The following is a 19,084-nucleotide window of genomic DNA, read 5'->3' as shown; positions in this document are numbered from 1 at the left end:
CGCCGTCGGCCCGGGCTCAGACCCGGGCTCAGACCCGGGCTCAGACCCGGGCTCAGACCCGGGTGAGGATGCGCAGCACGTCCAGCGACTTGGGCGCCGCGTCCGGGTCGTCCCCGTCGTTCACCGCCAGCGCGACGTGCGCCTCGCGCGCGGCCCGGACCGCCTCCGGCCAGCCGGGGTGGCCGAAGTAGGCGGAGGCGTGGGCGTCCGCGCCGACCTCGTGCAGCAGCTGGACCACCCGCAGCACCGCGACGTCGACCAGGGCGGCCTCGGCGGAGTCGCGGAAGATCGTGCCCACGTACTTCTCGGCCGACCAGTGGTCCAGCCAGGTGTCCTCGACCAGCCGGTAGACGGCGTCGGTCACGTCGCCGTACCCCTCCCGGCCGTTCAGCCAGGTCTCCTGCTGGAAACCGGGGTCGGACAACATGTGCAGCGCCGAGCGCAGTCGGGCTCGCCAGCGCCACCAGGGCAGGTCGTTGAGCGGCATGCCGTTCATCGTGCTGGAGCGGTGGCCCGGACGAGAAGTGTTTCGGGCAGACCGATGCGAAGAATCTGTGCTGGCGGACATGGAGAACGATCGTACGTTCCCTGTCCGTTCGTACTCCACTCCCGATCTACACGCGTACCCCGCCTGATTTCAGCTCCCGTTACCCGGCCGTTCGTACTTCGGCCCTCTCGGCGTGTGGCGCCGGGGCTTGGCTTGCTCCGGTGCGCCGGATGGCGCCCCAGAGAGGGAAGACCGATGACCAGCCGAAGGGACCCGTTCCAGCCCCGGCACCAGTTCGCGCGGCGCCGCCGCCGCCCGATCGCCGCGGCCGCCACCGCCGCGGCCCTGTTCCCCACCCTCTTCTCGGCCTCCGCGTGCGGCGGACCGGCCGATGCCTCCACCAACGGCGGCGACCTCACCGTGATGACCTGGTCCCCGTCCGGCACCGGCTCCGCCGACCGGCCCGGCATGACCGCGCTCGCCGAGGCGATCGGCCGGGACGTCAACCTCAAGGGCGGACTGAACGGCCGCCGGCTTCAGGTGCTCACCTGCAACGAGCACAACACCTCCGAAGGCGCCAAGGCCTGCGCCCAGCGGGCGGTGGACGCCAAGGCGGTCGCCGTGATCGGCTCCTACAGCCAGTACGGCTTCGACTTCATGCCCGTCCTGGAGCGCGCCGGCATCCCCCTGATCGGCGGCTACGGGCTCTCCCAGCCCGAGTTCAGCAGCCCGCTCTCGTACCCGGTGGACGGCGGCATGCCCGCACTGATCGGCGGCAGCGGCCGTCAGCTGGTCGAAGCCGGCTGCAAGGCCGTCGCACTCGTCCGCCCGGACACCCCGTCCGGCGACAACCTGCTCGGCTACCTGGCCAACGCGCTCAAGCCGGCCGGCATCAAGCTGCTCGACGTCAAGGCGCCCGAGCAGTCCACCGACTACACGGCGGTGGCCCGCAAGGCGATCGGCAGGGACGAAGCGGCGAACTGCGTCACCAGCGCCCTCGCCGCCGAGCCGACCGGCAACCTGCTGGACTCCTACCGTCGGCTGAACCCGAGGAACACCCGGTTCGCCTCGGTGATCGGCAGCGTGCAGCAGTCGGTGGTCGACTCCACCGGTGGCGACTCCGGCCCGCTGGCCGGCACCTACGTCACCAGCTGGTACCCGCCGGAGTCGGCGAAGGTCTGGGACGGGCTGCGCGCGGTGGTGCGCGCCGACACCACCGGCGGCCACACCATCGACGTCTCCGATCCCGGCGTGCAGACCACCTGGGTCGCGTACGAGGTGTTCCGGCTGGTCGCCGAGAAGGTCGCGGCGTCCGGCCGGCAGGTCACCGAGAAGACCGTCACCGGGCTGCTGGACAGCGGTGAGAGCATCGACGTCGGCCTCACCCCGCCGCTGAACTGGGGCACCCCCAACATGCTGCCCAGCACCGAATCCCCGCGGCTGGTGAACACCTGGGTCACCTACCAGGTGGTCAAGGGCGGCCGGATGACCCTCCAGCAGCCGGGCTTCGTGGACATCCGCTGGGTGCTCACCGGGGGCCGCCCGCCGGCGTGACGCCCGGGCGGCACAGGACGGCCGGTGAAGGACAGCCGACGCAGCACGGACGACAGGGGGACGGACGACGAAGGGGCGGGCCGGCGGGCCCGTTCCCCCGTCCGTCCTACAGGTCGCCGTCGCTGCGGCTGGGCAGGCCGGTCTGGGTGGCGATCGCGTTCCACAGGGTCGAGGCCTGCTTCTTCGCGGTGGTCGCCGTGCCGCTGGCCTGGACGGCGTTCTTGTAGTGCTGGTTGTCCAGCTTCTTGGGGTCACAGGCGCCGGGCGCCTGTGAGTCCCCGGCCCAGGCCGCGTACTCGTCGTCGGCCTGCGCGGAGGCGGTCCACGCCGCATTGAGCTGCTCGACCAGCTGCTGGCCGCCGGGCAGCTTGTCGGCCTTCAGCTGGCCGAGCTTGGTCTGGAGTTCGCGCCGCTTGCCGGCCGCGCCGGTGAGCGCCTGCTGCGACTCGGGCAGCTTGTCGCACTTCTGCACCGCGGCGACCGCGCCGACCACCGCCGAGCGGCTGTCGCTCGCGGTGCCGAGCAGGTCCGACAGCGGCTGCGCCTGGGCCTTGACCGCCGGGTCGACGGTGGTGCCCGAGCTGCTCGCGCTCGCCGTGCCGGGGGTGGCGCTGCCGGTGGCGGCCACCGGGAGGGTCTTCTTGGCGTCGGCGGCGGGGGTGGTGTCGTCCCCGTTCACCAGGACGGCGACCAGGATGCCGGCCACCGCGAAACCGGCCACCACCCCACCGATGATCAGCTTGTTGGACGGGCGGCCGCCCCGGGCGGCCGGAGCCTGCGCGCCCGCCTGGGTAGTGTCGAAGCCCTGCCCGTGCCCGTGGTCCTGCCCGTAGCCCTGGCCGTAGTTCTGCCCGGGGTAGGCCGGCGCCGGCGGCGGCTGCCCGGCCTGCGAGTAGCCCTGGTAGCCGCCCGGGCCGGGCTGCTGCGGGTAGCCGGCCTGGGACTGGCCCGTGGGGTACCCGCCCGCGTACGGGTCCGCGCCCGGGTACGGCGGGAGGTGCTGCGTCTCCGGCGCCGGCTCGTGCTGCGGGACGCCGTAACCGGGCTGCGGAGCGCCGGCCCACGGGGCGGGCTGGGCCGGCATGGCCTGGGTCGGCCGCGCGTGCCCGCCCTCGCCGAGGTACTCCGGCTGCCCGGACGGCTGCCCCACCGGCGGCACGCCCGTCTGCCCCTGCGGGTGGCCCTGGGGGTGACCCTGCGGCTGGCCCGGCGCGCCGCCCTGGGTCTGGCCGGGCTCGGGGCGGAACAGGTCGTCCAGGTTGAAGTCACCCGAGTTGGGGTACGAGCGGCGCTGGCTCAACGCGATTCCTCACCTGTGCACGACCGCGCGCTGACGGCGGACCACATCTCGTCGGTTCTTGGGGGCATCACAGTTCCTTGGACGTCACGCCCACGCTACCGGTTCGCCGAACCGGGTGACCACGCGGGCGGGACATCCCTCACGCTCCCCTCACCCCGCCCCGCCGGGGCCCGGGGCCTTGGACCCGCCCTGGCGCCCCGGGCGCGACACTAGGCGGCCTCCGCATCCGCCCGGGCGTGGAACTCGCGGACCACCCGCTGCTCCCGGTAGGGCTCCAGCCTGCGCCGGAACTCGTCCAGGTACTCCACGCCCCGGTTGGACCGCAGCCCGCTCAGCAACCGGACCGCCTGCGCGCCCGTCTCACAGGCGCGTTCGAGGTCCCGCTGCTGCAACTGGGCGGTGGCGAGCAGGACGAGGTCCACCGCGCGGCGGCGGACCCGGGTCGGCGGGTGCAGGTCGAGCGCCCGGCGGGCGTAGTGCTCGGCCTGGCCGGCCTGCTCCAAGTCCCGGTGGCAGTGGGCCAGTTCGTCCGACAGGTAGGCGTCGTCGAAGTGGACGATCCAGTCCGGGTCGTCCTCCGGGCGGCGCTTCTCCATCATCTCCAGCGCCTTGGCCGACACCGCCTCGCAGGAGCGGGCGTCCCCCAGCAGGGCGTGGCCGCGGGCCTCGGCGGCGTAGAACATCGCCATCGCCGTCGGGGTGGCGACCGTCCGGGCGCCCTCCTGCGCGGCGCGGGCGAGCTGGGCGATCTCCCGCGGGTTGCCGAGCGTCGCCGCCAGGTGGCTCATCGACGCCGCCAGCACGTAGCCGCCGTAGCCGCGGTCGTCGGCCGCCTGGGCGAGCCGGAGCGCCTGGATGTAGTAGCGCTGGGCCAGGCCGGGCTGGCCGGTGTCCACCGCCATGTATCCGGCCAGTTCGGTCAACCGGGCCACCGCGGCGAAGAGTTGGCGCCCGGTCTCGTCCCGGTACGCCCCGCCGAGCAGGCTGGAGACCACCGAGTTGAGGTAGTGCACGACCACCGGGCGCACGTGACCGCTGCCGAAGCGGTGGTCCAGGTCGACCAGCATCGTGGTGGTGGCCTTGATCGCGGCCACGTCGGTCGGGCCGACCCGGGGGCCGCCGGTGCGGGCCACCACCGGGTCGGGCGGGGTGATCAGCCAGTCCCGGCTGGGCTCCACCAGCGCGGAGGCCGCGACCGTGGCCCCGGTCAGGAAGTCCCGCCGTCCGACGTCGCTGCGCCAGAGCTCGCAGACCTGCTCCAGGGCGGCGTTCAGGGTCGGCGCGAACTGGAGCCCGATACCGGAGCTGAGGTTCTTGCCGTCGGCCATGCCGATCTCCTCGACCGACACGCTGCGGCCGAGCTTGCGGCCGAGGGCCTCGGCGATCACCGCCGGCGCCTGCCCGCGCGGCTGCTGCCCGCGCAGCCAGCGGGCGACGGAGGTCTTGTCGTACCGCAGGTCCAGACCGTGCTCGGCGCCGCAGAGGTTGACCCTCCGGGCCAGGCCGGCGTTGGAGCAGCTGGCCTCCTGGATCAGTTGCTGCAGACGCTCGTTGGGCTGTCGTGCGACGAGTGGTCTTGCGGCCATTGGGTTTCGCCTCCCCACACCCTCCGGTCCCGGCCGGCGGGCGACGATTCTGCTGATCTGTTGCCGACTGTCCGACCGTCCAAGGAATCTGACACCAGGTTAGCGATCAGCAACGCCAGCGGGATACCCACGGTGACGATCCGCACCCCCCACGCGCCCTGGGAAATGCTCCTGTGCGCCCCCACTGCGCCTGCCTCCGCCCGCCTCAACTCGGTCGAGTAACCGGTTCGGGTGACATTGCCGGTATACGCCCAACCGGCTTGCGCCGGGCCGTAACCAGCCTCACACACGGTAGTTGAGCAGCGTGTGGAAGACATCCCCGACTCCCCCGACCAGGGCAAGACCGCCGCACTGCCCCCGCTGCTCATCGAAGCCGTCGGCTACGCCGAGAACCGCCACTGGGAGGTCGCTCCCGGCGCCTGGCTGATCGACGGCGACGGGCCCGCCCGCTGCTCCTGCGGCGACCGGCGCTGCCTGCTGCCGGGGGCCCACCCGCTCGACGCGGACTGGGCCCGCAAGGCGAGCGCCGGGCCGGGGGCGGTGCGGCGCTGGTGGACCGAGCGGCCGCAGGCCTCGATCCTGCTGCCCACCGGCCGGTCCTTCGACGTCCTGGACGTCCCGGAGACGGCCGGCTGCCTGGCGCTGGCGCGGATGGAGCGGATGGACCTCCAGCTGGGCCCGGTCGCGGTGCTGCCCGCCTCGCCCGGCCGGATCGGCCGGCGGCTGCACTTCCTGGTGCTGCCCGGGGTCGCGGCCAAGCTGCCGGAGATGCTCCGCAAGCTCGGCTGGCCGCCCGGTCGGCTGGACCTGGTGGCCCGCGGCGAAGGGGACTGGACGGTCGCCCCGCCCTCCCGGATCGGCGGCACCGGCTACGCCCAGTGGGCCCGCTCCCCCTCGGCGCTCAACCGCTGGCTGCCCGACGCCGCCGAGCTGATCAGCCCGCTCGCGTACGCCTGCGGACGCGAGGCGCCCGCGGCCGCCCACCCCCAGCCCGCCCAGCCGGCGGCAGCGGTGCGCTGAACGGGCGCGGCAACGGTTCACCGCCGCGGTTCACCGCCGCGGTTCACCATCCTGGTTCACCGTCTCGTGAACGGCCTCGTGAACCGCCCCGATTCACTGCCCCGATTCACCACCCCGTGAACGGCCGCCCTCCGCCTATCGGGTGAGGGCGCGCAGCGCGCGACACCCCGCGCCCGGCTGACGGGCCTTGTCTCCCACCGGAGGCGAGGCCCGTCACACGCATGTGCGGATAAGGCCTCCGTGTACCCGCTGACCATGGGCGAAAGCCCCCCGGACGAGTGACAACGCTCAAGGATTGCCATGATCGGCCGAGGGGAGGAATTGCGGTGCGAGGGGACGCCGGAGGGAGCGCTCGGACGGGGAAGCCGGGCGAGGCGGTGGAGGGGCCGGGAGGGAACGGAGGGGATGGGAGGGACGGAGGGGACAGGGAGGGAACGGGGAGGCGAAAGGGCCCGCTGCACGGGGAGCAGCGGGCCCTTCGCGTCGTTCCGGGAAGCACGTTCCCCGGGCCCGGAAGCGTTCCTCCGGGCCCGGGGGGCGCGTTCCTCAGGCCTGGGCGACGAAGACGTGCTGGGCGATGTCCTTGCCCAGCTCCGCCGCGTTCTCCCCGGTGCCGACCAGCACGCCGCCGACGCCGGCGCTGACCCGCACGGTGGAGCCCGGCCGGATCCCGGCCCGGCGCAGCGTGCGCATCAGTTCGCCGTCGGTCTGGATCGGCTCGCCGATCCGGCGGACCACCACGCTGGCGCCGCCGTCACCCGGCTTGACGGTGTCCAGCGGGACGAGCGCGGCGTCGAAGCCCTCGCCCTCGGCCTTGGCGTCGCCCAGCTCGTCCAGGCCCGGGATCGGGTTGCCGTACGGGGACTGGGTCGGGTGGCCGAGCATGGCGAGCACCTTGCGCTCGACCGTCTCGCTCATCACGTGCTCCCAGCGGCAGGCCTCCTCGTGGACCTGCTCCCACTCCAGTCCGATCACGTCGACGAGCAGGCACTCGGCGATGCGGTGCTTGCGCATGACGCGCACGGCGAGCCGGCGCCCGTCGTCGGTCAGTTCGAGGTGGCGGTCCCCCGCCACCTGCAACAACCCGTCGCGCTCCATCCGGCCGACCGTCTGGCTGACCGTCGGGCCGCTCTGCTCCAGTCGCTCGGCGATCCGGGCGCGCATCGGGACGATGCCTTCCTCCTCCAGCTCCAGGATGGTGCGAAGGTACATCTCAGTGGTGTCGATCAGCCCAGACATCGCCGCTGGCTCCGTTCTTCGGTGTCCTCACCGCCAATTCTGACGTACTGCACCGACAACCGGGCCCGCGCAAGGGCCCCGGGTCCCGGTTTTCGTTCCTGTTGACAGCGGTGCCGCCTGGGCGCCACGGTGCTCGCCGTAGCTTTCTCCACTGGCGGCCCGGACCCGACCGGCCCGCCCCACCCGGCCGGCTCCCCCACCGGCAGAGAGCGAAGGCAACAGATGAACGACCTGGTCGGCCGGTACTTCGACGCCGCGATCGCCCATCTCCAGCGGGTCCGGGAGGAGGAGGCCGACGCCATCGAGGCCGCTGCGGCGCTGCTCGCCGAGGCGATCACCGAGGGCCGCCGGGTGTTCACCTTCGGCGCCGGGCACTCCGCGCTGCCGGCCCAGGACGTGGTCTACCGGGCCGGCGGGCTGGTCCCGATGAACCTGTTGAACGTCCCCGGGATGGCGGGGGTGACGGTGATGCCCGCGCCGCTGGCCAGCGCGCTGGAGCGGGTGTCCGGCCTGGCCACCACCACCCTGGACCTGACCCCGGCCGCCTCCGGCGACCTGCTGTTCGTGATCTCGCTGTCCGGCCGCCAGGTGATGCCGGTCGAGCTGGCCCGGTACGCCCGGGACCGCGGCCTGAAGGTGATCGGCGTGACCTCGCTGGCGTACCCGGGCGAGGTGCCCCCGGCGCACCCGTCCGGCACGTACCTGAAGGACAACTGCGACGTGGTGCTGGACAGCAAGATCGCGGTCGGGGACGGCGAGCTGACCCACCCGGCCGCCGAGACCACCTTCGGCCCGGTCTCCACCATCGTGACCAGCGCGCTCATGCAGGCCGTGGTCGCCTCGGCGGTCGGCCGGCTGGCCGACGCGGCGGCCGGGGGCACCGCCGCGGCCCCGCCGCTGTTCCGCTCCGGCAACGTCCCCGGCGGCACCGAGTGGAACGCCAAGCAGATGGCCGACAACGCCGACCGGATCCTCTACACCTACTGACGCCCACCGGTCGCGCCCACGGGCACGCCGGGCCACGCAGGGTGTCCGCCCGCCCACCGAACGTACCCGGGCCGGACAATCCACCGGGGCATCCCGGCCATTGCGGGCGGCCCGGGGGCGGGCCAGGCGTACCGGGAAGCCGCCCGGGGCAGGAGGGCGGTGCGACCGGAGCGACGGGTGGGGGCCGGACATGGCGTCTGGGGCGGGACGGACGGGGTGGGTGCGCGAGCGGGAACTGCTGCCCGGGTTCTTCTGGGCCGCCGACGCGGCCTCGCTGCGCGGCCAGCGGCGTTCGGTGCTGCTCTCCGCCTGGGAGCTGCTCCTGCTGGTGGCCGCCGCCGCGACCGGCTCGGCCGACGGCGAGCCGTGGGCCTGGCCGGCGGCCGCCGCCTACCTCGGCGCGATCGTCCTCGCGGTGGTGATCAGCCGGCAGAACCCGCAGGGGCTCTGGTACGAGGGCCGGGCCGCCGCCGAGTCGGTCAAGACGCTGGCCTGGAAGTTCGCCGTCCGGGCGGACGCCTACCAGCCGCCGCCGCACACCCTGCCGGACGCGGAGGGCCTGTACCGCGTCCAGCTCGGCGGGGTGCTGGGCGCCTTCCGGGACAGCCGGGTGGTCACGCCGGGCGCCGGGGCGGAGCTCGCCGGGATCACGGCGGCGATGCGCGACCTGCGCGAGCAGCCGCTCGCGGTGCGGCGCGAGGTGTACCTGCGGGAGCGGATCCAGGTGCAGCACGACTGGTACCGCGCCAAGTCCCGGTACTGCGCCCGGGCCGGAGCCCTGGCGGGGGTGCTGGGCGTGGTGCTCCCGGCGCTCGGGCTGGTGCTCGCGGTGCTGCGGGCGCTCGGCGCGTTCACCTACGACGCGTTGGGCACCGTCTCGGCGGTGGCCGCCTCGATCACCGCGTGGGCGCAGCTGCGCCAGTACCGCCCGCTGGCCGCCGCGTACGGGCTGGCCGCCGACGAGCTGGAGCTCATCCGGCGCCAACTGGCCCGGCTGGACGTGGAGTCGGCGGACGCCGAGGAGCTCTGGGCCCGGCTGGCCCGGGACGCCGAGGACGCGGTCTCCCGCGAGCACACCACCTGGCAGGCCCGCCGGGAGATCCGCACCACCACCGACCGGGACCACTGAGGAGGCCGCAGGTGTCGTTACGGATGGTCAAGGCCCCGGACGGTCGCGCCCTCGCCGTCGAATCCCTGGGCGACCCGCGCGGCCGCCCGGTGTTCCTGCTTCACGGCATGCCCGGCAGCCGGGTGGGCCCGCACCCGCGCAGCACCGTGCTGTACCGGCTGGGGGTGCGGCTGATCTCCTACGACCGGCCCGGCTACGGCGACTCGACCCGCCAGTTCGGCCGCCGGGTGAGCGCGGCGGCCGCCGACGTGCGGGCCATCGCGGACGACCTCAAGCTGGACGGCTTCGCGGTGCTCGGCCGCTCCGGCGGCGGCCCGCACGCGCTGGCCTGCGCGGCGCTGCTGCCGGAGCGGGTCAGCCGGGTGGCGGTGCTGGTCGGCCTGGCGCCGCGCAACGCGGCCGGCCTGGACTGGTACGCCGGGATGACCCCGTCGAACGTGCACGCCTACCAGGAGGCGGAGCGCGGGCACGGCCGGATCGCCGACGCGATGGAGTTCCGCTCCCGGCAGATCAAGGACGACCCGGTCCGGCTGCTGAACGGGCTGCGGCCCGAACTGTCGCCCGCCGACCGGGAGGTGGTGGCCGACAGCGGGCTGCGGCGGATGCTGCAGAGCAACTACCGGGAGGCGTTCCGGCACGGCGCGGACGGCTGGATCGACGACGTGCTGGCGTTCACCGCCGACTGGGGGTTCAAGGTCGAGGACATCGCGGTGCCGAGCTGGCTGTGGCACGGCACCGACGACCAGTTCTCCCCGGTCGAGCACTCCCGCTGGCTGGGCGACCACATCCCCGGCGCCGAGCTCTTCCTGGAGCCCGGCGCCGCGCACTTCGGCGCTTTCCGGGTGCTGACCACCGCCCTGGCCTGGGCGGCGGGCTAAGGCCTCAGGCCGTCACCGGGGTGACCGGCGCTCCCCCGCCCAGCACGGCCAGGACGTTGTCCACGGCCAGGCCGCCCATCGCCTGCCGGGTGGCGACGGTGGCACTGCCCAGGTGCGGGGCCAGGACGGCGCGTTCCTGGGCGAGCAGCGCGGACGGGACGGCCGGCTCGTGCTCGAAGTTGTCCACGGCGGCGGCGAACAGCGCGCCGGACTCCAGCGCGCCGGCCAGCGCCTCCTCGTCCACCACTCCGGCGGTCATGCTGACCACCACCGCCCCGCGCGGCAGCAGGGCGAGGCGGCGGGCGTCCAGCAGGTGCCGGGTGGCGGCGCTGAGCGGGGCGGTGACGACCAGCACCGTGGAGTGGGCGAGCAGGTCCTCCAGCGGCCGCCAGGTGGCGCCGTCGGCCTGCTCGGGCGGCAGCTCGCGGCGGTTGTGGTAGCTGACCGGCATGTCGAAGGCGCGGGCCCGGCGGGCCACCGCCTGCCCGATCCGGCCCATGCCGAGCACGCCCAGCGGGGTGCCGGCCAGCTCCATGCCGAGCAGGAAGTTCGGCGCCCAGGTCCAGGGGCTGCCGGAGCGCAGCAGGCGCTCGCCCTCGCCGAGGCGGCGGGTGGCGGCCAGCAGCAGCGCCCAGGCCATGTCGGCGGTGGCGGTGGTGAGCACGCCGGGGGTGTTGGAGACCAGCACGCCGCGTTCGGCGCAGGCGGCCAGGTCGATGTTGTGGTGCCCCACGGCGTGGTTGGCGACGATCTCCAGGGACGGCCCGGCCGCGTCCAGGAACTCGCCGTCGACCCGGTCGTCCAGGGTGGTGAGCACTGCACGGCGGTCGCGGACGGCGGCCAGCAGGTCGGCCCGGGCCATCGCCTGGTCGGAGTCGTGGCAGGTGACGGTGTGGCGCGCGGTGAGCCGTTCGATCACCCCGGGCGCGAGGCGCCGGGTGACCAGGACCGGGGGCGGCGTCTGCTTGCTCATGGTCCCGCAGCGTACCCGCCGCCCCCGGCCGGAGGCCGTGCTCTCACCGGCGCCTGCACCGCCGCTTACACCGGTTGCGGCTCCAGGTCCCGGTTGATCCGCTTCCAGCCGCGCGCCGCGACCGTGTTGGGGTGCTCCTCGCCGAACTGCCGGATCAGCTCGCCGATCGCGCGGGCCCGCAGTTCGGCGGCCTGGGTGTGCCGACCGGCCGAGCGCAGGGTGATCGACAGGTTGGCCTCGCAGGCGACGGCGTCCGGGTGCCGGGGCGTGTAGCGCTCGCACAGGCCCTGGTAGGCGGCCCGGCCGAGTTCCTCGGCGAGGCCGATCTGGCCGTCGTCGCCGTAGGCGTTGGCCAGGTTGATCACCGCGTTGAGGGTGTACGGGTGGTCCGCTCCGACGGAGTCGGTCAGCCCCTCGACGGTGAGCCGGCCGCGTTCGATGGCGCCCTGGACGTCACCGCTGCCGCGCAGGTAGATGCCGAGGTTGTTGGCGCAGGCCAGGGTGAAGGGGTGTTCGTCGCCGAACAGGCGGCGGTGGCCTTCGAAGACGGTGGAGCAGAGGTCGCGGGCGGCCTCCTTGTCGCCGGAGGCGCTGTGGTCGGCGGCCAGGTTGAGCGCGCAGGCGAGCGCGTCGGGGGCGTCGGCGCCGTAGCGCTCCAGGTAGCGCTCGTAGGTCTCCTTGGTGATCCGGCGGGCTTCGGCGAGCGCGCCGATGCGGCGCAGTGAGACGGCCAGGGACTTGGCGTTGCGCAGGTTCTCCGGCAGGTCGGGGTCGAGGACGTCGCCGAGGTCGGAGGTGACTTCCTGGAGCAGGTCCACCGAGCCGCGGTAGTCGCCGAGTTCGCGCAGGTCGCGGGCGAGGTTGGACTTGGTGGAGAGGGTGTAGGGGTGCCGGGGGCCGAGGACGGCCGTGCGCCGGTCGAGGGTCTCCTGGTCGAGTTCGCGGGCGGCCTCGCTGTTGCCGACGAGCCGGTAGTCGATGGCCAGGTTGTTGGCCATCGAGAGCGTGCGCGGGTTGTCGTCGCCGAACAACTCGCGGAACTGGTCGAGGATTTCGCGGTCGAGGTCGAGTGCGGCCTGGAACCGGCCGAGTGCCCGGCGGTCGGCGCCGAGGGAGCCGGCCGTCATCAGGGTGTACGGGTGGTGCTCGCCGAGCAGGGCCCGCTGGCGTTCCAGGGTGTCCTCGTCCAGGGCCAGGGCTTCCGCGTAGTTGCCCTGGGAGCGCAGCACGTTGGCGAGTTGGAAGCGCAGCAGCAGGGTCTGCCGGTCGTTCTCGCCGAGCTTGTTGGTCCACTCGGTGTCCAGGGCGTGGCCGAGGTCGCGGGCGCGGTCGAGTTCGCCGCGCTTCCAGAGGTAGCGGACGCGGTCGATGAGCAGCTGGCGGGTGTCCGCCTCGTCGCAGTTGTGCGCCTTGGAGGGCGACAGGTGCGGCCAGATCTCGTCGAAGGCGGGCCAGTTGGCGGGGTCGTCGGTGTCGCCGAGGACCGGCCGGGCGCCGGTCAGGATGCGATGCACCTCGTGGACGGCGATCTCCTGTTCGTCGTCGGTCATCTCGGCCCGGATCACCGCCTGGACGAGCCGGTGCACCTGGAAGCTGTTGCTGCCGGCGTCGACCTTGGCCAGCGCGTACCGGCCGATCGCCTGGATCACCTTGCCCAGCATGAACTTGTCGCTGAGGTCGGCGTCGTACTTCACCAGCGCCCGGATCATCTGGTCGCTGTAGAAGAGGTTCATCGAGATCGGCTCGGGCGCGAAGAACGCGCAGAGCTGGAGGAGCCGGACGGCGGCCGGGGACTGCTGGCGCAGCCGGCCGATGGAGACGTTCCAGGTCGCGCCGACCGGGGTCGGGTAGTCGGCGGGGCGGGCGACGGCCAGCGCGCGGGCCGCCTCGGCGTGCAGTTGGGCGACGTAGGTCTCCACCGGGGTGCCGGTGGTGTCCAGCCAGGCGGCCGCGACCTCGACGGCGAGCGGCAGGTCGCCGACCGCCTCGGCGACCCGGTCGGCGTCCGGGCGGGACAGGCCGCGGGCTCGCCGGCACAGGTGCTCGACGCTCTCGCCGCGGGTGAAGACGTCCACCTCCAGCGCCTCGGCGTGCCCGGTCCAGGCCTGGTTCCGGGAGGTGACCAGGATGTGGCCGGAGCCTCCGGGGAAGAAGCGGCGGATCTCGGCCGGTTCGTCGGCGTTGTCGAAGATCAGCAGCCAGCGCGAGGTGGGCACGCCGCGGCGCAGCGCCTCCCGGGCGGCCTCGGCGGCTTCGGTGACGGAGTCGCCGACGCGCAGGCCGAGCCGGCGGGCGAGGTCGGCGAGGGCGGGGGCGACGAGTTCGGTCTGTTCGGCGTCGATCCACCAGACCAGGTCGTAGTCGGACATGAACCGGTGCGCGTACTCCAGCGCGACCTGGGTCTTGCCGACGCCGCCGAGCCCGTACAGCGTCTGGGGGGTGGGCAGGACGGCCGCCATGCCGCCGCGCAGCTGGTTGCGCAGCTGCTCCAGGACGGCGGCGCGGCCGGTGAAGGAGGGGTTGCGCGGCGGGACGTCCCACACGGTCGGCTTGCTGCCGGGGAAGCGCGGCCCGCCGCCGTTGGGCTCGGTCAGGACGACGTCGCCGCGGCCGAGGGCACGCAGCAGGGTCTGGACGGACTGCGTCTCGTCGCGGCCGACGAGGTCGACGGGGTTGCGGTTGCTGAAGGGTGCGGTGAGCCTGACGTCGCCGACGCGGACGGGGACGAGCTGGCGCCGGGTGCCGGCGGGGTCGGAGTTGACCACGGACTCCCACAGCGCCCGGGCCTGCGGGGAGCGCTGGTAGGCGGGCGAGAGCACGGCGACGGTCCGGTAGGCGGCGTCGATGCCGCGTTCGGTCTCCTCGCGCGTGTCGGTGCCGGCGCTGAGGTCGCGGGGCAGCACCCGGAAGCCGGCCCGGGTGAGCACGGACTCGATCCAGTCCGCCCACATCCGGTCCTCGGGGACGTAGGAGAGGTAGAGGTCGGCGGGGACGGACGGGCGGCGGCGGGTGAACGCGTCCACGTAGCGCAGCCGTAGTTCCTCGTCCATGACCGGCAGGGAGGTGACCTTGCGCCGGGTGATCATCGCGGTGAGCCGCTCGCAGGCGGCGAGCATCGAGGTGGGGGTGCCGGTCTGGTCGCCGAAGGTGGCGAGGATCTCCTCGTAGGCGTAGAACGGCCGGTACGGGATCTCCACCGAGCCCCAGTAGGAGGCGAGTTCCTCGCCGTTGAGGCCGGCCGGCAGCCCGTCGAAGCGGACCCGGGCGAGGGAGCGGCCGGCGTCGGCCTTCTCCTTCTCGCCCTCGTCGATGCGCATCGGGACGGGCAGGATGCGGATGCCGCGCTCGCGGTAGCGGTCGTGGATGTGCTGGGCGATCCGGGAGGCACCGTCGATGGACTGGTCGCTCAGGGTGAAGCAGACCACCAGGTCGTCGGGCATCTGGACGGTGCAGATCTCGGCGATGTCGGACAGTCCGGTGCGCGAGTCGATGAGCACGTAGTCGTACCGCTTGCTCATGTCGGCCTTGAGGGCGTCGAAGAACTGCCCGCCGTCGAAGCGGTCGTAGAAGATGTCCCAGTCCAGATGGGTGACGGCCTCGGAGTAGTCCCGGTTGAACTGGCCGGCGGACAGGAAGTCCAGGCTGCCCCCGGTCGGGAACAGCGGCCAGGACAGCGACAGCGCGTGCGGGTGCACCCTGGCGAAGTCCAGGTGCCAGCCCTCGGCGTGCTCGACCGGGCGCAGGGCCTCCTCGCGGTACTCGGCGATCAGGTCCATCATCCCGGTCGTGCCGGCCAGCGAGGCCGGGTCGAGGAAGGGGTGGAAGAACTTGGCCAGGCCCGGCGCCTCCAGGTCCCAGTCCACGGTGAGCACCCGGTAGCCGTTGGCGGCCAGGATCCAGGCCGTGTTGGCGAGCGCCATGGTGCGCCCGGTGCCGCCCTTGTAGGAGTAGAAGGTGATGATCCGGCCGTTGCGGTCCTGCTCCACGGACCGTCGCTCGGCCTCCCGCTGGGCGGCCAGTTCGGCCACGGTGAGGCCCCCGACGCGGAAGTTCCTGGTGGGGTTCTCGCTCATCTGGGTCGTCCTCCCAAGGGCGCCATCCCGTCATCGGGGTCATCGCCGTCGTCACGGTCTGGGTGGTCGTCGGGTCCGGAGCCGTCCTGCCCGAAGGGGGCGTCGCGGCCGAACGGGGCCGCGCCCGGGCCGCGCCGGAACGCGTCCCGCAGGTTCGGGCGGGGCGGCGGCGGATCCTCCGGCTCGGCCCTGGTGCGGCCCTCGAAGGCGTACTTGGCCTTCATGGCGGCCCGGGGCAGCGCGTCGTCGAAGTCCTCCAGGGTGTTCAGCCCGGTCGGGCCGGTCACGCCGAGGAAGCTGGGGCGGCTCGCCCGCCGGGTGATGCGCAGCGCCTGGTCGCTCAACTCTCCGAGGTCGCCGCCGCGTTCCTCGCACTCGGGGTCCTCGGTGTTCCACGGCTCCAGGACGCTCACCCAGGTGGCGTCCGAGCGGTCGAAGCGGCGGACGAGCTCCCGGCGGTCCGGGTCGCGCAGCGCCCACCGGTCGAGCAGGAGCAGGCCGGGGGCTGCCGCCTCCCCCTCGATGATGGACTCGACCTCGTCGTCGAACTCGTGCACGGTCGGCTGGAACCCCAACTGCCGGGCCAGCCGCACCGCGTGCTGGGCGATCGGCGAGCCGGCCGGGCGATAGGGGTGCCAGTCGGTGCGCCGGGTGCCGTAGAAGTCGGGATTGCGGTCGGGCGGCAACTCGCCCTGATGGTAGGAGAGTACGGAGATCCGCAGCTGCTTGGTCGGCGCGCTCACGTCGAAGGCACTGGGCAGGCCGTTGAAGTCCAGCCGCCGCCCGACCGGGATCACCGTCTCCTCCGCCACCTGCACGATCCGCGCCGCCAGCCGGTGCACGGCCAGCTCGTAGGCGGAGCGGAAGTAGGTGAGCTTCATCAGCGCGTACAGGCCCTCGGTGGCGTAGTCCGGCCCGAAACTGGCGTGGTTGAACTGGAGTTCACTGGCCACCTTGGGCAGCCGGTAGCGACTCATCGGCGCCCACAGCACCGGCACGATGCCACTGGTGCGCTCCGCGTCGATCGTCGCCGGGTACACCGGGCGGCGGGTGAAGGCGTGCCACTCCTGCCCGCACGGGACGCTGTTGAAGTACCGGGGCGAGTACAGCGGTACGAACACCCGGCAGGTCGCCAGCTCCTCCGACAGCCGCTCCGCCCACAACTCCCCCTGGTGCATGGACTCGTCCATGAAGCCGACCGGCACCCCGGCCGGGACCGTGGTCAGTTGCAGCACCGCCTCGCACAGGTCCCGGTACAGCTGGCGCACCCAGTGGTTCGGATCACCGGCGCCGCGCGTGCCGGCCTTCGGGGTGTGCGCGTAGGAGAGGAAGAAGTACGGCCGGGCATCGTCCTCGTCCCAGCCACGGTCGTTCACACGCGCCTCCCCCGGGCCCGTCGGCAACCTGGTTCCCGCAGCCCCCGTGCGGCGGGGTCTCAGTGTAGGAACGACTGAGGACCCAAGGGAATAGCACAACGAGTCGTACGAATTGACATGACCGAAACGACGCGGCTGTGCGCCCGCTTATCGTGGCTCCAGCACGTCCGCCACGGAGTACAAGGAAGGTAGCCATGGAGCACCTCAACTGGCAGCAGCCGAGCTTCAGCAGCGATCAGGCGAACTGCCTCGAAATCGCGTCCGACGGCGACCTCGTCTACCTCCGCGAGTCCGACAACCCCACCCACATCGTCACCACCACCCGCACCAAGCTCAACGCCTGGCTCCTCGGCGCCAAGGCCGGCGAGTTCGACCACTTCATCGCCTGACCTCCACGGCCGGGCATGGCGCGGGCCCGCCTGGAGAAGGCGGGCCCGCGTGCCATGCATGGCACCTACGTCCGATCCCGTCGATCCCGAAGCCGCTCGGACCGGGCCTGGCACACACCGCCGACGGCGGCGGCCAGCAGGATCAGGACCAGCATGCCCGTCACGCCCGGCCCCGCCGGCGCTTGAACTCGCGCAGCAGAGCCAGCAGGTTGATCAAGGTGCTGGCCGGGATGTTGCCGATGGAGACCAGGGCGCGGCCGTTCAGATCGGTCTCGCCGGACTGGGCGGACGGCCAGAGGAGGCCGAACTCCCGCCCCTCTGTACGGAGATCGATGATCAGTTCGGTGATCTGCCGCCCGGTAAGCTGCCGCAGGGCCGGGTCGGCGGGGTGGATCGGGTGGTGGGCGATCACGCGGCGCCGTCCAGCTCGAACCAAACGCGCTTGCCGAGCTTCTGCGGCTCCGCACCCCAGCGGTGCATGAGCCCCTCCACCAGCATCAACCCCCGCCCGGACTGGGCGAACGGGTCGGGCTTCCGCTGCTCGGGCAGCACGGGACTGCGGTCCGCGACGGTGACGCGGAGCGTCCCGTGGACGACGGCGACCAGGACGACGGGCGCGGCGGTCAACCCGTGCCGCCAGGCGTTCACCACCAGCTCCACGAGAGCGAGTTCGGCATCCCCGATGGAGGAATTGGGGTACCCGGCGCGCGCCATGGTGTCGCGCAACGCCTCGCGAGAGACGGTGAGGGAGGGGGAGTTGAGGTTGGGGTCACACATGGGGAATCTCCCAGCGGTGCAAAGTGATTGGTGAGTGGACTGTAGGGCCAATCACCACAATCCTGCAACACTCTCCGCATCTAGATCTACACTTTCAGTAGGCGGCCTACTCGTTGGCCGAACTACTGCACGAGAAGGGCACGTGCATGGGATTCAGGACCGCAATCAGCGAACGACAGCGTCGACTTGGCGATGAGCTGCGGCGTCTCCGCACCAGCGCAGGCATGTCCCTTCCAGAACTCGGCGAGCTGGTCGGCATGAAGGGACCAGCCGTCAGCCACACCGAGTCGGGCAGGCTTGGTATCAATCCTGAGCGATTGGCCCTCTGGCTCGACGCCTGCCATGCCAACGATCCCGAGTATCGAGCAGGCCTTCTCGCCATGGGCCAGAGCAACGGCAAGGGCTGGTGGACCGACTACCGGCCCTACGTTCCAACGTCAGCCCTCGATCTCGCCGAGTTCGAACACGGCGCTACCCGCCTGGACACATACGAGACGCTACTGATCCCTGGCCTGCTCCAGACCAAGGGCTACAGCGAGGTCATCCTCGAATACGCGCAGAAGACGGTCGAGTTCCGACAGTCGCGGCAACGCATCCTGAGCGTCGAGAACGGGACGCCATTTCATGCCGTGATCCACGAGGCTGCGCTACGAACGATGTACGGCGGACCTACCGTCATGCGTGACCAGCTGAACCACCTGGCCGAGGTCGGCAAGCTGCCTCACGTCACCATCCAGATCCTGCCGTTCGACTGCACCGTGTTCGCCTCGGCCGACACCCCGTTCATGCTGCTTCACGGCCGACACTCCAAGCTCGACACCGTCTTGATGGAACAGCCCCAGGGCTCACCATTCCTTGGCGAGCCCGAAGCAGTAGCCTCGTTCCGGCGACAGTTCGAACGACTCAAAGGCCTGGCACTCCCGCCTCTGACGGCCAGCGCATCCGAGCTATCGCCCTCATATCGCGACTCATGGGGCTTGCTCCAGCACATTCGGTACGCAGTACAGGGAAGGTAAGCATGGAACAGCTCAACTGGCAGAAGTCGAGCTTCAGTGGGGAGCAGACCAACTGCATCGAGGTCGCTTCCGAGGGTGAGCTGGTCTACATCCGCGAGTCCGACGACCCCGCCCACATCGTCACCACCACCCGCACCAAGCTCAACGCCTGGCTCCTCGGCGCCAAGGCCGGCGAGTTCGACCACTTCACCGCCTGACCCACACAGCGCAGAAGGGGGGGGGGGGGGGGGGGGGGGGGGGGGGGGGCTCCCCCGGCGGTAGCGTTGCTCTTCCGTGGGGGGCGGGGGGAGGCAAAGACCT

17 protein-coding genes are annotated in these 19,084 nt (G+C 72.5%); 8 read left to right on the top strand and 9 right to left on the bottom strand.

Annotated features, from left to right (window positions below):
• Nucleotides 1–52: 52 nt before the first annotated feature.
• Complete coding sequence (locus AC07AL_RS12275; RefSeq protein WP_107452888.1) at nt 53–487, bottom strand: SCO4402 family protein; 435 nt, start codon at nt 485–487, stop codon at nt 53–55.
• A 255-nt stretch (nt 488–742) separates the two neighbouring features.
• On the opposite strand from AC07AL_RS12275, the gene AC07AL_RS12270 reads away from it, so the two are divergent.
• Nucleotides 743–2,041 (top strand): ABC transporter substrate-binding protein, encoded by a 1,299-nt coding sequence (locus AC07AL_RS12270; RefSeq protein ID WP_478317385.1) that lies wholly within the window; start codon nt 743–745, stop codon nt 2,039–2,041.
• A 106-nt stretch (nt 2,042–2,147) separates the two neighbouring features.
• On the opposite strand, the gene AC07AL_RS12265 is transcribed toward AC07AL_RS12270, so the two are convergent.
• Both AC07AL_RS12265 and AC07AL_RS12260 read right to left on the bottom strand, forming a co-directional pair.
• A complete protein-coding gene (locus AC07AL_RS12265) occupies nt 2,148–3,341 on the bottom strand; it encodes a hypothetical protein (RefSeq protein WP_478317384.1) in 1,194 nt (397 codons plus the stop codon).
• Between the two features lie 209 nt (nt 3,342–3,550).
• On the bottom strand, nt 3,551–4,927 hold the full coding sequence (locus AC07AL_RS12260) for an NsdA family TPR-like regulatory protein (RefSeq protein WP_350877580.1): 1,377 nt from the start codon (nt 4,925–4,927) through the stop codon (nt 3,551–3,553).
• A gap of 315 nt (nt 4,928–5,242) precedes the next feature.
• Between AC07AL_RS12260 and AC07AL_RS12255 the strand changes: the two genes are divergently transcribed.
• Entirely contained in the window at nt 5,243–5,947 is a 705-nt protein-coding gene (locus AC07AL_RS12255; RefSeq protein WP_371522710.1) for a bifunctional DNA primase/polymerase, read from the top strand.
• Between the two features lie 546 nt (nt 5,948–6,493).
• Here the strand turns inward: AC07AL_RS12255 and AC07AL_RS12250 are convergent.
• Nucleotides 6,494–7,186: an iron-dependent transcriptional repressor DtxR gene (locus tag AC07AL_RS12250; protein ID WP_350877579.1), complete on the bottom strand. Its 693-nt coding sequence runs from the start codon at nt 7,184–7,186 to the stop codon at nt 6,494–6,496.
• Nucleotides 7,187–7,408: 222 nt separating this feature from the next.
• Here AC07AL_RS12250 and AC07AL_RS12245 point away from each other — a divergent pair, with 222 nt between their 5' ends.
• From AC07AL_RS12245 to AC07AL_RS12235, 3 genes are all read left to right on the top strand, one after another.
• Nucleotides 7,409–8,173: a sugar isomerase domain-containing protein gene (locus tag AC07AL_RS12245; RefSeq protein WP_478317383.1), complete on the top strand. Its 765-nt coding sequence runs from the start codon at nt 7,409–7,411 to the stop codon at nt 8,171–8,173.
• 220 nt (nt 8,174–8,393) lie between these two features.
• Nucleotides 8,394–9,302 carry a DUF4231 domain-containing protein gene (locus AC07AL_RS12240; RefSeq protein ID WP_363585002.1) on the top strand — a complete coding sequence of 303 codons (909 nt, stop codon included), beginning with the start codon at nt 8,394–8,396 and terminating at the stop codon, nt 9,300–9,302.
• 23 nt (nt 9,303–9,325) lie between these two features.
• Entirely contained in the window at nt 9,326–10,180 is an 855-nt protein-coding gene (locus tag AC07AL_RS12235) for an alpha/beta fold hydrolase (RefSeq protein ID WP_363585072.1), read from the top strand.
• 4 nt (nt 10,181–10,184) lie between these two features.
• Here AC07AL_RS12235 and AC07AL_RS12230 read toward each other — a convergent pair whose 3' ends face one another.
• The 3 genes from AC07AL_RS12230 to AC07AL_RS12220 form a co-directional block, all read right to left on the bottom strand.
• Nucleotides 10,185–11,153, bottom strand: a complete 969-nt coding sequence (locus AC07AL_RS12230) for a 2-hydroxyacid dehydrogenase (protein WP_371517492.1) — start codon at nt 11,151–11,153, stop codon at nt 10,185–10,187.
• Nucleotides 11,154–11,218: 65 nt separating this feature from the next.
• Nucleotides 11,219–15,139 carry an FxSxx-COOH system tetratricopeptide repeat protein gene (fxsT, locus tag AC07AL_RS12225; RefSeq protein ID WP_363585070.1) on the bottom strand — a complete coding sequence of 1,307 codons (3,921 nt, stop codon included), beginning with the start codon at nt 15,137–15,139 and terminating at the stop codon, nt 11,219–11,221.
• 83 nt (nt 15,140–15,222) lie between these two features.
• Complete coding sequence (locus AC07AL_RS12220) at nt 15,223–16,602, bottom strand: TIR-like protein FxsC (RefSeq protein ID WP_363584998.1); 1,380 nt, start codon at nt 16,600–16,602, stop codon at nt 15,223–15,225.
• Between the two features lie 194 nt (nt 16,603–16,796).
• Here AC07AL_RS12220 and AC07AL_RS12215 point away from each other — a divergent pair, with 194 nt between their 5' ends.
• Complete coding sequence (locus tag AC07AL_RS12215) at nt 16,797–16,991, top strand: DUF397 domain-containing protein (RefSeq protein ID WP_363584996.1); 195 nt, start codon at nt 16,797–16,799, stop codon at nt 16,989–16,991.
• 160 nt (nt 16,992–17,151) lie between these two features.
• On the opposite strand, the gene AC07AL_RS12210 is transcribed toward AC07AL_RS12215, so the two are convergent.
• Both AC07AL_RS12210 and AC07AL_RS12205 read right to left on the bottom strand, forming a co-directional pair.
• A complete protein-coding gene (locus AC07AL_RS12210; protein WP_363584994.1) occupies nt 17,152–17,403 on the bottom strand; it encodes a hypothetical protein in 252 nt (83 codons plus the stop codon).
• Nucleotides 17,400–17,768, bottom strand: a complete 369-nt coding sequence (locus AC07AL_RS12205; RefSeq protein WP_063348181.1) for an ATP-binding protein — start codon at nt 17,766–17,768, stop codon at nt 17,400–17,402. Before AC07AL_RS12205 ends, AC07AL_RS12210 begins: the two co-directional genes overlap by 4 nt.
• Nucleotides 17,769–17,914: 146 nt before the next feature.
• On the opposite strand from AC07AL_RS12205, the gene AC07AL_RS12200 reads away from it, so the two are divergent.
• Nucleotides 17,915–18,784, top strand: coding sequence for a helix-turn-helix domain-containing protein (locus tag AC07AL_RS12200; protein WP_363584992.1), 870 nt, complete (start codon nt 17,915–17,917; stop codon nt 18,782–18,784).
• Nucleotides 18,785–18,786: 2 nt separating this feature from the next.
• Nucleotides 18,787–18,981 (top strand): DUF397 domain-containing protein, encoded by a 195-nt coding sequence (locus tag AC07AL_RS12195; RefSeq protein WP_363584990.1) that lies wholly within the window; start codon nt 18,787–18,789, stop codon nt 18,979–18,981.
• Nucleotides 18,982–19,084 lie beyond the last annotated feature (103 nt).

This window comes from Kitasatospora sp. NPDC043949 (assembly GCF_056435365.1).
Note: the sequence above shows the minus strand (reverse complement) of the source record. Positions and strands in the feature narration are given on the sequence as shown.